Origin of the sequence: Janthinobacterium sp. 78 (assembly GCF_003096775.1) — a bacterium.
Classification (GTDB): Bacteria; Pseudomonadota; Gammaproteobacteria; order Burkholderiales; family Burkholderiaceae_D; genus Janthinobacterium; species Janthinobacterium tructae.
On record NZ_QENT01000001.1, the window covers coordinates 5,084,484 to 5,099,179 of the forward strand.

Sequence of the window (14,696 nt, forward strand, 5' to 3'; positions counted from 1 at the left end):
CATGACTACCGTGCAAATAGGATTTCTGGGCTTGCTCTTCATCGCCGTCTTCGCCGGCGCCATGTTCGTGCTGCTATTGGCCATACCCGACCCGCTACGCCAGCGCCTCGACAGTGTGGGTACCAGCGAACCAGGCAGTGCGCGCCAATGGCTGGCGCACTTCGTCAAGTTCAGCGGACCGCTGGCCCGCCTGTCCTTGCCGGAAGACGGCTGGGAAACGTCCAGGATACGCCTGCGCTTCATGCATGCGGGCCTGCGCCATCCGTCGGCGCCCCTGCTGTACTTCGGCGCCAAAACGGGCCTGGCCATCGCCCTGCCCGTGCTGCTGTTCCTCGGGCTGAGCCTGGCCGGGGTACATGACGACGGCATCAATTTGCTGCTGTGGCTGCTGTTGGCGGCCGGCCTCGGCTACTACCTGCCCAATCTCTGGCTGAACCGGCGCATCCGCCTGCGCCAGCGCGAGATCTTTGAAACCTTTCCCGACGCACTCGACCTGATGACCGTCTGCGTGGAGGCGGGCCTGGCCATGGATGCGGCACTGGCGCGGGTAGCGGCCGAGATCAGCCTGAAATGCGTGGTGCTGGCCGAGGAACTGCATTTGCTGACACTCGAACTGCGCGCTGGCAATTCCAAGGAGCGCGCCTTGCGCAACCTGGGCCTGCGCACGGGCGTCGAGGATGTCGAAGCCCTGGTGTCCATGCTGATCCAGGCCGAACGCTTCGGCACCAGCATCGCCGCCTCGCTGCGCGTGCAGTCCGATCAGCTGCGCACCAAACGGCGCCAGCTGGCCGAAGAGCAAGCCGCGAAAATCGCCCTGAAACTGCTGTTTCCCCTGATCTTCTTCATTTTCCCCTCGCTGCTGGTGGTACTAATGGGGCCAGCGTTCCTGCAAATCTACCGCATCCTGCTGCCAGGCATGGCTGGCGGCAATTAAGACGAGCATTCCCTGCGACTCCCGGCAGCAGACACCGCCGGGAGCAATACCTTCCCCGCCAGCATCGCGTCCCTCCCTACCCGTTCTCGCAGCCTGCCCTGCCGCAGCACCGCATGCCTGGCCAGTGCTGCGCTGGCGAGCCCAAACAGCATGTCCGGCTTGGCCGTATGGCGCCAACTACGCGCACTTGCTTCGCAGGCGCGTGCTTGATGCGGTGAAGGCGCCTGCCGGCCCCGGCAAAGTGCGATGAACCAAAAAAAGGCCGGACTGCGTGTCCGGCCCTGTTGCCTGCCTGGCGAGCACCTACATGCTGATGCGCAAGATGGCCGAAGCGAGCTTCTCGAAGCACGGTTTGAGCGCGGTGGCATTGGCGGCGTGGCAATAGATGCCCACCGGCTGCGTCGGCGTGGCGCAACGCGATGGCGCATCGGTCGTGTTGGCCATGCACTTGAGAATACTCTCGCCCGTGTCGCCAGCGACGGGGCCATTGACGGTGGTCAACTGCGTTCCCAGGCCCAGCGTAAATACATACATGCCTTCCGAGCGTGCCTTGGCGGCCATCGCTTCGAGCAGGTTGCGCGAAGCATTGTTGACATTGACCCAGGTCTTGGCATTGGTACTGGTATCGTTGGTCACGGGCCGCAGCGTGGTGCCCGGATAAATGGCGAACTCCTGGTCGGCCAGATTGTGCGCGTTGTACCATTTTGGCAAAGCGGCAGCATCGAGGTTTTTGACGATATTGCTTCCCTGGTAGCACTTCCCCGCCGCCGTCGAACTCTGCATGTTGATCAGCCACAAGCCAGCCGGCGTGCCGGTGGCAGCATCGTTCGTGATCAGCGAGCCGGGCGTGGTGCAATCAGCAGGTTTTTTGAAGGTAAAAACGGAAGAAAAGGTATTCGGCGTGCCGTCGGAAAAAAACACGATGACGCGCAGGCTGGAACGCTGGGCCAGGGGAATGCTGTTGAGCTGGTTGCGCCCATTCCACATGCCTTCGGCGGAATTGGTCAAGCCGTCAAAAACGTATTTGCCGATGTGGGTATTCATGCCCTTGCCGTCCGCCGAGCCGGTCGGCGCATCCGTATCGTTCAGGGCGAAGCCGCGTGAGCTGGTACGTATTGTATTGTCGACTACCGCGCCATACGAAAAATGAATCAGGGCCATTCGATCGAGGTCCTTGTTAAATTTGGTCAGGAACAATTTCGCACTGCTGATCACGGTCGGACCCACGGACGCCATCGAACCCGAGGTATCCATCACAAACGCCAGGTCCAGGTCCTTGCGGATGGTTTGCGCCGCTGCGCTGACATTGAGAAAATTGAAGCCCAACACCCGCATCAGGGTCACCGGCACCGATGCCGTGGCCGACGCGTCGACTGTGACCTTGCCCGCGTCAAACGTGATGGTCGGATCGGGAAAGCTGGGCGTGGCACCCAGATAGCCGGCGGGGAAATTTGCGGCAAAGAATTTGCGCGCGGCAGCCTGCGCGCTGGCCCGTTGCGCAGCCTCGCCCACGCCCTGTGTGACGGAACGGGCAGCGGCGATGCTGGCCGCATCGACGGCAGAGTTGAGCTTGGAGCGGACAATGAAACCCAGGCCCGAATCGATGGCCAGGCCCACGGTGCCTATCAGTACGACAAGCGACAATGCCACGACAATCAGAACCTGTCCCTTGGCCTGTTTTCCAGGCGTATTACGTTTTTTCATGATGCCCTCCAGGTAGCGGATGATGGCGTCCGCATGTCAGAAGATGGTTTTGGCGTACAGGTTGCCGCTGAGCTGCGGCGTTTTGGCGCCGAAGCCCAGGTTCATGCCTGCAAACAGAATGGTCGAGCGGTACAACCCTTCCACGACATAAATCACTTCGCCATCAGCGAGCTGGTTGCTCATGGCGTCATTGATGGCCGAGCCGGCGCTGGGGATGTTGCTGCACTTGCCGCTGCCATCCGTGGCCCAGCTGTTGCAAGTCCATACCCGGCTCGGCTGCTGCGCCCCCTTCGTCCAGCGGTAGTGTTCCAGTATGACGTTCGACTTGCCAGGGCCATTGCCCATGATCTTGCTGATGTACATGCTGCCATTGGTGGCCATGTCCAGCGGCGGCGTCGTCATGGCCAGGGCCGTCATGATGGTCTGGGGGTCTTGCGAGGAGCGCGACGCCAGGTTGGCGCCTTCGCGGCTCAGATTGGTCAGGATCATGTCGCCTTGCACGATGCGCGCCAGGTCGAACACGGGAACGGCCAGCATCAGCAAGAGTGGCAGTACGAGAGCGAATTCCACGGCCGCCACACCCTTCTGGCGCCGGATTGGCAGTTTGCGCGCGTTCATCAGAAGGCCTCGTTACGCATGGTGGCAGCCACGCTGAATGTGTATTGGCTGCGCGAGCCGGCACTGGTCTGGTGGCTGGGGTTGAGCAGCGCCATCAAGCGCCAGGCGGGCGTGACGACAGGCCAGGTGCAGTTCACCTGCAAGACAACGATGTCGCCGGCGGCGCCAAACATATTGTTGTTGTACGCCGATGGCGTTTGCGACACGCCATTGACGACGATGACGGGACTGACCATGCCATACAGTCCCAGCGAACTATCCTTGATTCTTTGCAATACCGCTTCGTAACGCTGCTTGTTCGCCGTGGCGGGGTCGAGGTTGTTTTGTCCCGTGATGGAATAGCGCGCCCCTTCGCGCACCGCGTATTGCATTGTCAGGTTGACCCAGAACATGACCCCCAGTTCCATGATCATGGCGATGAGAAAAAAGAGGACAGGGGCGATCATGGCAAACTCCACCAAGGCCGCGCCGCGCGGCATTTTTTTCAGGCACAACTTTCCCCTACAGCTGTTTTTAGTCTGCATGATTTACTCGCTTGGACAGGTTGCTCTCGGTCTCGCGCCGAAGTTGCAATAAAGTCAAATAAATTGTTCTTTGTATAATTTAATTTAGGTAATACCAAGACGAAAGTCAAGGTCTGAATGCGGGTAAATCAGGTGCGCTCGAAATGAGCAGGGGAAATAAAATTAGCGCGGCAGCAGGCGGCGGTCGGCAGGGTCGAGCAGGAAGCTTTGCAGGATCTCCTGCAGTTGCGGCAGTTGCGCCACGTAGGCGGGAATGCCCAGCTGGCGCGCGCCGAAGTAGTGGGCGATGAGGTCGCCCTGCTGCTCCATGTTGAAGTCGGACAGGATACCGCCCGCCTGCGCATCGTAGCGGTAGGCGCGCTGCCCGATGTAGCCGCCACACAGTGCCAGCAGCACGCCATGCAGCAGCACGCTGTAGCCGAGCTGGTACTGCCACACGTGCACCATTTCATGGATGAAGAACAGCTTGCCGCCGTGGCCTTCGCGGGAAAAATCGTCGCGGTACTGGGCCGGCATGAAGTGCAGGCTGCCGCGCGGCGTCATCGCCGTGTTCTGGTCCTGCAAGCCGAACGGTAAAAAGGAGCCGCGCACGACGCGCACGCGCGCGTAGTCGATGGCGCCCTGGAAGACGCTGCGGGCCATGGCGGTTTCGCCGATGGTGAGGGGGCGGCGCAAGACGCGCATAATGAGTATGGAAGAAAGCGCGGCAGGCATAAAAGCCTGCCGCGCCGGTACCGCTTACGCCGACCGTAAACCGCTGGCCGCCTTGGCGATTTCCGTGATGCGGTCCCAGTTGCCGGCCGCGATCGCGTCTTTCGGCGTCAGCCACGAGCCGCCCACGCAGGCGACGTTTTTCAGCGCCAGGAACTGCGACGCCGTCTCTTGCGAGATGCCGCCCGTGGGGCAGAAGGTGATGTCCGGCAGCGGGCCGTAAATCGCGTTGAGCATGCCGATGCCGCCGGCCGGTACGGCCGGGAACAGTTTCAGCTGCTGGAAGCCGTTTTCACGCGCCGCCATCACTTCGCCTGGCGTCATCACGCCCGGCAGCAAGGGCAAGCCGCTGCTTTTCGCCGCCGCCACCAGGGCCGACGTCAAGCCTGGCGAGACGCCAAACACGGCGCCCGCATCGCGCGCCTGGGCGAATTCCTCGGGACGGGTGAGCGTGCCGACGCCGACGATGGCGCCCGGCACTTCCGACATGGCGCGAATCGCTTCCAGGCCGTGTTTGGTGCGCAGGGTTACTTCCAGCACGCGGATGCCGCCCGCCACCAGCGCGCGCGCCAGCGGTACGGCATGTTCAGGATCGTCGATCGCAATCACGGGGATCACGCTCGAAGTACGCATAATTTCCAGTAGTGTCATGGTCATCTCTTATTTCCTAGCCAAAAAGTCTTCATCGGAACCCGGTACGGTATCACCGACATTGTCGGCGTCGTGCAAGGCGACGGTGGTGGGAATCGGCGACGGCAGGCCGAAGGTGGTGGCACCCTCTTCCGCCGCGCTGACGGTGGAACGGAACATGGAAAACAGCTCGCGGCCCATGCCGACGTGGTTCGGCGACAGGTCGGCCGTGACCAGCGCACGCGCATGCCAGACGTCGGCCGGCACCAGCGCCTCCAGGACGCCGGTAAACGCGTCGAGACGGATGATGTCGCCGTCGCGCACCAGGCCCAGCGGGCCGCCGGCGAGGATTTCAGGCGAGACGTGGATGGCAGCCGGCACCTTGCCCGACGCGCCCGACATGCGGCCATCGGTCACCAGCGCCACGTGGCGGCCCGCATCCTGCAGGTTGGCCAGCGCGGGCGTCAGCGCATGCAGTTCCGGCATGCCGTTGGCGCGCGGGCCCTGGAAGCGCAGCACGGCGACGAAGTCGCGGTCCAGGGTGCCAGCCTTGTAGGCGGCCATGAACGCTTCCTGCGAATTGAACACCAGGGCCGGTGCTTCGACCGTGCGGTGCTGCGGCTTGACGGCCGAGACCTTCATCACGGCGCGGCCCAGGTTGCCTGCGACGAGGACCATGCCGCCGTCCGGCGCGAACGGGTTCGACGCCGGGCGCAGCACGTTTTCGTCAGCGCTGGCGGCCGGTGCATCTTTCCAGAAGACCTTGCCGTCTTCGCCGAGGAACGGTTCCATGCAGTGCGCGCGCAAGCCGTGGCCCAGGATGGTGTTGACGTCCTCGTGCAGCAAGCCCGCATCGAGCAGTTCGCGGATCAGGTAACCGGTGCCGCCGGCCGCGTGAAAATGGTTCACGTCGGCGTCGCCGTTCGGGTAGATGCGCGTGAGCATCGGCACGATGGCCGACAGTTCATTGAAATCGTTCCAGTCGATGACGATGCCGGCCGCCTTGGCGATCGCCACCAGGTGCAAGGTGTGGTTGGTCGAACCGCCCGTGGCCAGCAAGCCCACGACGGCGTTGACGATACATTTCTCGTCGACGATATGGCCGACTGGCAAGTAATTGGCGCTTTGCGCCGTGATGCCGGCAGCGCGCTGGGCGGCAGCTTTTGTCAGTGCATCGCGCAGCGGGGTGTTCGGCGTGATGAAGGCGGCGCCCGGCAAGTGCAGGCCCATCACTTCCATCAGCATCTGGTTGCTGTTCGCGGTACCGTAGAAGGTACAGGTGCCGGCACCATGGTAGGCTTTCGACTCGCCTTCGAGCAAGTCTTCGCGCGTGGCCTTGCCTTGTGCATACAGCTGGCGCACCTTGGCTTTGTCCTGGTTCGACAGGCCCGACGTCATCGGACCGGCCGGCACGAAGACGGCGGGCAAGTGGCCGAAGTGCAGCGCGCCGATCAACAGGCCCGGCACGATCTTGTCGCACACGCCCAGATACAGGGCCGCATCGAACATATTGTGCGACAGCGCCACGGCCGTCGACATGGCGATGGTGTCGCGCGAGAACAGCGACAATTCCATACCTGGCTGGCCTTGCGTCACGCCATCACACATGGCAGGCACGCCGCCGGCGAACTGGGCGACGGCACCCACTTCGCGCACGGCTTGCTTGATGATCTGCGGGAAGCCTTCAAACGGCTGGTGCGCCGACAGCATGTCGTTGTACGAGGAAACGATGGCCACGGACGGCTTCTTGTATTCTTTCAGCGACAGCTTGTCGTTGACGGGAAAGGCGGCAAAGCCGTGCGCCAGGTTGGTGCACGACAGGGCGCCGCGCTGCACGCCCTGGATGCGGGCCGCATCCAGATGCGCCAGGTAGGCGCCGCGCGATGGCCGGCTGCGCGCGATGATGCGCGCTGTTACGGATTCGACTACTGGATGCAGCGCCATATGGATTTCCTTAAAAATGAGTATTTCGTGAAATTTTACTACAAAATGGTGAAGAAGAAGCACTCTTGCATGGGCCAACAACAGAAATAAGCGACAAATTGCGGCGCATCAAAGCCAGCCCAGCCAATATCGCGTATCCGCAGCTGCCAACAGATCCCTTATATGTGGCTGCTGCAATCGCTAAAAAAAACACAACAAAATCGGCTTCACGTCACAAACTGTAGTGAAATTACGTTTTTGTGATGTATTATTCTCATACCAACGCCGGATCCGCTGTTCGCCACGCCGAACGCACCGCGCTCCCTTCAACCGAGACAAGCACCCAAGCCGACCGCCATGCGCCAGCCAGCACCTACTCCTGCCATCACCGCCACCGCCAGTTTCCAGTCCCTGCAAGCGCACAGCGCCAGCCTGCGCGAAGTGCATCTGCGCCAGCTGTTCGCTCTTGACCCCGCACGTTTCTCGACGATGACGGTCGATGCGGCCGGCTTGCTGCTCGATTACTCGAAGAACCGTGTCGACGCCACCGCCATGACGCTGCTGATGGACCTGGCACGCGAACGCGGCGTGGAAGCGCAGCGCGAAGCCATGTTTACAGGCGAGAAAATCAATCTTACCGAACATCGGGCCGTTCTGCATACCGCCTTGCGCGCGCCTCGCGGCACGAAGCTGGTGGTCGATGGCCAGGATATCGATGCCGACGTGCAAGATGTGCTGCAACGCGTCAAGGCATTTACGGACAAGGTACGCAACGGCAGCTGGCTCGGCTACACGGGCAAGCCGATTTGCGACATCGTCAACATCGGTATCGGCGGCTCGGACCTGGGCCCGAAGATGGCGTGCCTGGCGCTGCGCTCGTATGCCAACCCGGGCCTGGAAATGCATTTTGTGTCCAACGTCGATGGGCACGACATGGAAGCGACCCTGTCCAGGGTCGATCCGGAAACCACGCTGTTCATCGTAGCCTCGAAAACTTTTGTTACGGCCGAAACCATGCTCAACGCCAATACGGCGCGCGCCTGGTTCCTGCTCGAAGGCGAAGAAAAGGACCTGGCGCAACATTTTGTGGCCGTTTCGACCAACACGCAAGCGATCGTCGACTTCGGCATTTCGCCGGACAATATGTTCCCATTCTGGGACTGGGTCGGCGGCCGCTATTCCGTCTGGTCGTCGATCGGCCTGGCCGTGGCCCTGTCCGTGGGTTTTGAATACTTCAGCGATTTCCTCGCCGGCGCGCATGCGATGGACCAGCATTTCCGCCAGGCCCCGCTGGAACAGAACATGCCCGTGGTGCTGGCCATGGTCGGCTTCTGGAACCGCCAGTTCCTCGACTGCGGCTCCGTTTCCATCGCGCCATACCACCAGGACTTGAGCCGCTTTGCCGCCTACTTGCAACAGCTGGACATGGAAAGCAACGGCAAGCGCGTCACCAAGGACGGCGCGCCCGTCGACGTGCCGACCGGCCCCGTCATCTGGGGCGATTGCGGCACGAATGCGCAGCATGCGTATTTCCAGCTGCTGCACCAGGGTAGCGATATTACTCCCATCGACTTCATCGCCGCCCTGCGCGCCACGCACGATTTGCCGGGCCACCACGACGCCCTGCTGGCGAACTGCTTTGCCCAGTCGGAAGCCTTCATGACGGGCAAGACGGGCGAGGAAGTGCGCCTTGATTTGCAGGCGCAAGGCTTGCCGGAAAGCGAGATCGAAGCGCTGGTACCGCACAAGACCTTCCCCGGCAACCGCCCCAGCAACACCATTTTGATGGACCAGCTGACCCCGACCACCCTGGGCGCCCTGATCGCGCTGTACGAACACAAGACCTTCGTGCAGGGCGTCTTGTGGAACGTCAACAGTTTTGATCAGTGGGGCGTGGAACTGGGCAAGGTGCTGGCGAAGAAAATCCAGGCCGAACTGACGGGCGAAGCCCGTCCCGACCACCACGACAGTTCGACCAATGGCTTGATTGCCCTGGCGAAAGCCGCCAAAGCGGCGTATTAATTTAATTGAGGTTTATGAATATTTACGAAATCAAAGTAGTCAGCGACAAGCCCATGCAAGTGGGCGAATGCCCGCTATGGCATGGCAAGGAAGCGGCCCTGTACTGGGTCGACATCGATGGCCGCGCCGTGCACCGTTTGCACCCGGCCAGCGGCAAGCATGACCAATGGAGCATGCCGACGGAACCGTCGGCGCTGGCCATCAATGCGGGCGGCGGCCTGATCGTGGCCTTGCGCAGCGGCTTTGCCCACCTCGACACGAAGACGGGCAGCCTGGCGGAAATCGCCCCGGCACCGTTCGACATGGCCACCACGCGCTTCAACGATGGCAAGGTCGACCCGGCAGGCCGCTTCTGGGTCGGCACGATTTTCGAGCCGCGCAACGCCGATGCGGCGGAAATGTTCGTGCTGGAAAAGGGCAATGTCCGCAAGGTCTGGTCGGGTGGCATGACGGTGTCGAACGGCCTGGGCTTTTCCCCCGACAAGCGCACAATGTACCACGCAGATACCACCACGCACCGCATCGACCGCTTCGACTTCGACGCGGCCACGGGAACCATTTCCGCGCCGCAACCATTCCAGCGTTTTTCCACGGACAAGAAAGCGTTTGATTACGGCGGACGCCCGGATGGCGCGGCCGTCGACAGCGAAGGCAATTACTGGTCGGCCATGTTTGAAGGCGGCAAGATTTTACGCTTCGCCCCCGATGGCCATCTGCTCGGTGAAATTACCGTGCCCGTGCGCTGCCCCACCATGCTGACGTTTGGCGGCCCCGACCTGCGCACCCTGTACATCACCAGCGCCAGCCACAACCGTTCCGCCGGCGAACTCGCCGACCACCCGTTGAGTGGCCACGTGCTGTCCGTGCGCGTGGACGTGGCGGGCCAGCCGGAAACGCCGTACCAGGCTTGAGCATTTACAATCGGAAGGCCAGCACCAGCGCGGCAAGCTGCTGCGCCTGACGCTGCATGGCGGCCGACGCGGCCGCGTTTTCCTGCACCAACTGGGCATTTTCTTGCGTGCTGGCATCAAACGCGGCCACCACTTCGTTGATGGCGTGAATGTCACGCGCCTGTTCATCCGATGCCGTGCGCAGCTGGCCCATGATGGCCGTCACATGTTGTACGCTATCGACCACTTGCAAAATGGTGGCGCCAGCACGCTCCACCAGGCCGCTGCCCAGCTCCACCGTCTCCACCGTATTGCCGATCAATGCCTTGATTTCACGCGCAGCGCCGGCCGAGCGCTGCGCCAGCCCGCGCACCTCGGCTGCGACGACGGCGAAGCCTCGCCCCTGTTCGCCTGCACGCGCAGCTTCCACTGCCGCGTTCAAGGCCAGGATATTCGTCTGGAAGGCAATCGCATCGATCACGCCGATGATATCGACTATTTTCTTCGACGACGCCTCGATGCGGCCCATGCTGGCCTGCACCTCGCGCATGGCACCACCGCCCTGCCCCGCCTCGGCCGACATGCGTGACGCCAGCGCATCGGCCTGTCCCACATGGCCTGCACCGCGCCGCACCGCGTCCGTCAGCGCCTGCATCGCGCGCACCGTACGCTCGACATCGCTGGCCTGGCGCTCCGTACGGCGCGCCAGCGCAGCGTTATGCATGGCGATCCCGGCGCTCGCTGCCGCGATGCTATCGGTGCCATCGCGCACGCCGGCAAGCGTGCCGCGCATGGTCGCCAGCATGGCCGCCAGCGATTGCCCCAGCGCATTACGGGGTGCCCGCTGCGGTGGCCGCAAATCCATCTGCCCCACATGTGCGCCCAGGGCCAACACCATTTGTTCCAGTTCCTGCCCCTGGCGTGTGCTGGCGCGCAAGGTCACGGCCACATAACACAACGCCGCCGACTCGACCACGACGAACATGGCGTGCAGGAAAACGATGCCCAGGCCAGGCGTACTAAAACACATCACGCCATAACTTGCTTGCTGCAAATAAAAAAACAGCAAGTGGTGCGCGGCGATCGTCGCTGCGGCCACGATCACGGGGCGCCAGTCGCGATACAGCACCAGCAGCGCCAGATAGACGAAAATGCCGAAATGCAACTCTGTCAAGCCTGCACCTTGTTCGATATGCAAGGCGGCCATCAGCATGATGGCGACGGCATTGACGCAGCGCGTGGCCAGGCTGCCGGGCCGGGCGAGAAAAAGCAGGGTCGGCAGCAAGGCGACCGGCAAAGCCACCTTGGCAACGAGATGCCAGGTGCCGTACCAGTTCGCCATGCCAGCCGACACCAGGGCCAGCAGCCATAGGACGACCAGCATGGCGCGGTCCGCGCGCACGGCGACGGCCCGCAAGGGAGATAGATACATAATTAACTCTTCATTAATATCTGTCCACGCGTAAAAAGCGCCAGGCGGGCGCCATTCCGGTACGAACAGGATTTATCAGGACAAGCGGCAGGTGCTGGGCCGCAACGACAGGGGCGGCCCGCAAGCCAGTGGTGCGCCAGGCGGCGTGAAAGACGGCCTGCGCAGGAGGACGAAGGGTGGCACAGCAAAGTACGAGCGTGCGGCCCCACGGATCCAGGGAGCGCATTATACGTGAATTGTGGCAATACATTGCCGCGAGGGAATACTTAAAATTCACCAGGAGCCGCACGCCAGGCGGCGTGCGGCGGTGTCAGCGCGCTTTAACGGGCCAGCACTTTGCGAATGGTGTCAGCCAGTTCCGCTGCCACAAACTTGGCCACATAACCATCGGCGCCCACGCCCTTGACGTGGTCTTCGTTGGTCGAGCCCGTCAGCGACGAGTGGATCACCACGGGGATGTTGGCGAAGCGGCCATCGTTCTTGATGTTGCGCGTCAAGGTAAAGCCATCCATTTCCGGCATTTCCAGGTCGGTCAGCACCAGCGCGACCTTGTCTTTCGCCGTCTTGCCTTCGGTCGCCGCCTGGGTGGAGATCGCCTGCAGGCGTTCCCACGCTTCCTTGCCCGTCTTGGTCATGATGAAGGGCACGCCCATCGCTTCGAGGCCCTTCTCGATCAGCGAACGGGCCAGCGAGGAATCGTCGGCCGCGAGGATCACGGCGCCGGCAGGCAAGCGCACTTGCGGGCCGATACTGTTCTTGTCCACGTCCGGGTCGCCCGACGGCAGCACGTCGCGCAGGATTTGCTCCACGTCGAGCACTTGCGCCAGGCGCGTCTTGTCCGTGTCGCCATCGAGGCGCGCGATGCTGGTGACGAGGCCGCCACCGACGCTCGATTCGGCCGACAGCACCTGATTCCATTCCAGGCGCACGATCTCATCGACCTCTTCCACGGCAAACGCCTGTGTCGAGCGGGCAAATTCGGTCACCATCAGGATCTTCAAGCCGCTGCTCTTGCAACCGACGGCCATCGGCAAGTCGATCACGGGCACGATCTGGCCACGGATATTGACCACGCCCAGCATGTGCGGGTGCGACCCGGCCACCGCCGTAATGACCGGCATTTCCATGATTTCACGTACCTTGAACACATTGATGCCGAACAGTTCGCGGCTGGTCGAGTGATCGCTGGTGCCCAGCTTGAACAGGAACAGTTCGAATTTGTTATTGCCTGTCAGGCTGGTGCGTTCATCGACATCTTGCTGCATTGAATTCATTGTGTCCCCTTAAGCCGTCTTGTAAAGTTAAGTCTGCCTACCCGTGATGCTGCGAACAGTGCGGACTGCACGTCGCACAGACGTCGGATGGCGGGTTCGGGGCATGGCCGGCGCTAACGGTGCAGTGCAGTACAACCAATAGTTGCTATCGATTTCAGCTGGAATTATACGTTTTTTTACTTTCCTTAAAGCTACTTTACGCTGCAATCGGCGATCCTGACAGCATTTCTTGATTAGCTTGTTGCTACAGCGCAAATGATGACGGAGAGAACCGAAAATTTCCCTGGCAACCATGGTTGCTTTGAAAAGCCCTGCGCCAGGCGTGACGGCGCACCTGCGCCAGCGAACGGCATATAATGGCCCTGCCAGCGCCGCCTGCCAGCATACCGGGCAAAATGGCGACGCCAATGCATGGAATGTAGTAAAATTTCTTGCAATTGCCTGTTCTACGTAGTAAATTTACACCACGGAATATAGTAACGACAGACTGGCACTTCCGGTCGGCCTCCTCCCCGCTCCGGCTCTTTTACTTTTGCGACGACACTCACTTATGGCACTTACCGATTTTGACCTGGTCCTGTTTGGCGGCAGCGGCGATTTAGCAATGCGCAAGTTGCTGCCTGCAATGTATGCGCGCGACGTCGCGAACGATTTGCCGCCGACGGCGCGCATCATCTGTGTGGGCCGCCAGGACAGCGGCCAGGATGCCTTCCTGAAGATGGTAGAGACCAACTCGCGTCCCCACATCAAGGCCAGCACCCTGAATGCCGCCACCTGGAGCAAATTCTGCGCGCGCATCGTGTATGTGTCGCTCAACGCCAGCGATGCGGCCACGTACGGGCCGCTGGTCGAAGCGCTGCGCGGCGATGCCGAGCTGACCCGCGTGTACTACCTGGCCACGCCGCCGCACTTGTTTGCCTTGATCTGCGACAACCTGGAAGACAATGGCCTGGTCACGCCGAATTCGCGCGTGGTGCTGGAAAAGCCGCTGGGCCGCGACCTGGCCAGCGCCAAGCAGATCAATGCCGAAGTAGGCAAGGTCTTCCAGGAATCGCAGATCTACCGTATCGACCATTACCTGGGCAAGGAAACCGTGCAGAACTTGCTGGCCCTGCGCTTCGGCAATATCCTGTTCGAACCGCTGTGGCGCCGCGAATGGATTTCCGACGTGCAGATCACCATCGCGGAAAAGCTGGGCGTGGGCAACCGCATGGGTTACTACGACACCTCGGGCGCGCTGCGCGACATGCTGCAGAACCACTTGCTGCAACTGCTGTGCATCGTCGCCATGGAACCGCCGACCTCGATCGCGCCGGACGCCGTGCGCGATGAAAAGCTGCAAGTGTTGCGCTCTCTGAAAAAATTCACGCCCACCACCCTGGCGCAAAACATCGTGCGCGGCCAGTATCGCGCCGGCCACGTCGATGGCGCCACCGTGCCGAGCTACCGCGACGAGCCGGACGCCCCGGAACATTCGCGCACCGAAACCTTCGTTGCGCTGAAAGCGGAAATCGACACCTGGCGCTGGGCCGGCGTGCCATTCTACCTGCGCACAGGCAAGCGCATGGCCGACAGCCTGGCCGAAATCGTCGTGCGCTTCAAGCAGATCCCGCACTCGATCTTCAACCAGCCCACGTCGAGCTTCCAGCCGAATTGCCTGGTGATCCGTTTGCAGCCGGACGAAGGCTTGCGCATGAACCTGATGGCGAAAACCCCCGGCGACGGCATGCGCTTGAAACCGGCGGAACTGGAACTCGATTTCCGCGAATCGTTCAAGACGCCGCGCATGGACGCCTACGAGCGCCTGCTGCTTGACGTCTTGCGCGGCCAGCTGACCCTGTTCATGCGCGGCGACGAACTGGAAGCGGCCTGGGAATGGGTCGAGCCGATTCTCGACAACTGGGAACAGAACGACAGCGCGCCGATTCCGTATACGGCCGGCACCTGGGGCCCGGCCGCGGCCAGCGCCCTGATCGGCCGCGATGGCTTGCAGTGGCGTGAAGAAGCCTTGCCAGAGGACTAAGCTAGCAAGGC

General features: G+C 61.8%; 12 protein-coding genes. 4 read left to right on the plus strand and 8 right to left on the minus strand.

Annotated features, from left to right (window positions below):
- Position 1 precedes the first annotated feature (1 nt).
- A complete protein-coding gene (locus C8C92_RS22355; protein ID WP_099762661.1) occupies positions 2 to 934 on the plus strand; it encodes a type II secretion system F family protein in 933 nt (310 codons plus the stop codon).
- 303 nt (positions 935 to 1,237) lie between these two features.
- Here C8C92_RS22355 and C8C92_RS22360 read toward each other — a convergent pair whose 3' ends face one another.
- The 6 genes from C8C92_RS22360 to edd all read right to left on the minus strand — a co-directional run bounded on the left by C8C92_RS22360 (position 1,238) and on the right by edd (position 7,065).
- Entirely contained in the window at positions 1,238 to 2,638 is a 1,401-nt protein-coding gene (locus C8C92_RS22360) for a vWA domain-containing protein (RefSeq protein WP_116745272.1), read from the minus strand.
- 36 nt (positions 2,639 to 2,674) lie between these two features.
- Positions 2,675 to 3,256, minus strand: coding sequence for a TadE/TadG family type IV pilus assembly protein (locus C8C92_RS22365; RefSeq protein ID WP_099762654.1), 582 nt, complete (start codon positions 3,254 to 3,256; stop codon positions 2,675 to 2,677).
- Positions 3,256 to 3,780 carry a TadE family protein gene (locus C8C92_RS22370; protein ID WP_099762651.1) on the minus strand — a complete coding sequence of 175 codons (525 nt, stop codon included), beginning with the start codon at positions 3,778 to 3,780 and terminating at the stop codon, positions 3,256 to 3,258. Before C8C92_RS22370 ends, C8C92_RS22365 begins: the two co-directional genes overlap by 1 nt.
- A 162-nt stretch (positions 3,781 to 3,942) precedes the next feature.
- Entirely contained in the window at positions 3,943 to 4,455 is a 513-nt protein-coding gene (locus tag C8C92_RS22375) for a hypothetical protein (protein ID WP_133250814.1), read from the minus strand.
- A 63-nt stretch (positions 4,456 to 4,518) separates the two neighbouring features.
- A complete protein-coding gene (locus tag C8C92_RS22380; protein WP_099762645.1) occupies positions 4,519 to 5,148 on the minus strand; it encodes a bifunctional 4-hydroxy-2-oxoglutarate aldolase/2-dehydro-3-deoxy-phosphogluconate aldolase in 630 nt (209 codons plus the stop codon).
- 3 nt (positions 5,149 to 5,151) lie between these two features.
- Positions 5,152 to 7,065 carry a phosphogluconate dehydratase gene (edd, locus tag C8C92_RS22385; protein ID WP_099762643.1) on the minus strand — a complete coding sequence of 638 codons (1,914 nt, stop codon included), beginning with the start codon at positions 7,063 to 7,065 and terminating at the stop codon, positions 5,152 to 5,154.
- A 336-nt stretch (positions 7,066 to 7,401) separates the two neighbouring features.
- Between edd and pgi the strand changes: the two genes are divergently transcribed.
- The gene (pgi, locus tag C8C92_RS22390) at positions 7,402 to 9,066 is read left to right on the plus strand and encodes a glucose-6-phosphate isomerase (RefSeq protein WP_116745274.1); all 1,665 of its coding nucleotides are present in this window, start codon (positions 7,402 to 7,404) and stop codon (positions 9,064 to 9,066) included.
- A 14-nt stretch (positions 9,067 to 9,080) separates the two neighbouring features.
- Positions 9,081 to 9,977, plus strand: a complete 897-nt coding sequence (locus C8C92_RS22395; RefSeq protein ID WP_116745275.1) for an SMP-30/gluconolactonase/LRE family protein — start codon at positions 9,081 to 9,083, stop codon at positions 9,975 to 9,977.
- Positions 9,978 to 9,981: 4 nt separating this feature from the next.
- On the opposite strand, the gene C8C92_RS22400 is transcribed toward C8C92_RS22395, so the two are convergent.
- Together C8C92_RS22400 and C8C92_RS22405 are read right to left on the minus strand one after the other, a co-directional pair.
- Positions 9,982 to 11,388, minus strand: a complete 1,407-nt coding sequence (locus tag C8C92_RS22400) for a methyl-accepting chemotaxis protein (protein ID WP_116745276.1) — start codon at positions 11,386 to 11,388, stop codon at positions 9,982 to 9,984.
- A 320-nt stretch (positions 11,389 to 11,708) separates the two neighbouring features.
- A complete protein-coding gene (locus C8C92_RS22405; protein ID WP_099762633.1) occupies positions 11,709 to 12,662 on the minus strand; it encodes a chemotaxis protein in 954 nt (317 codons plus the stop codon).
- Positions 12,663 to 13,212: 550 nt separating this feature from the next.
- Here C8C92_RS22405 and zwf point away from each other — a divergent pair.
- A complete protein-coding gene (gene zwf, locus C8C92_RS22410; protein WP_099762630.1) occupies positions 13,213 to 14,685 on the plus strand; it encodes a glucose-6-phosphate dehydrogenase in 1,473 nt (490 codons plus the stop codon).
- Positions 14,686 to 14,696: the final 11 nt, after the last annotated feature.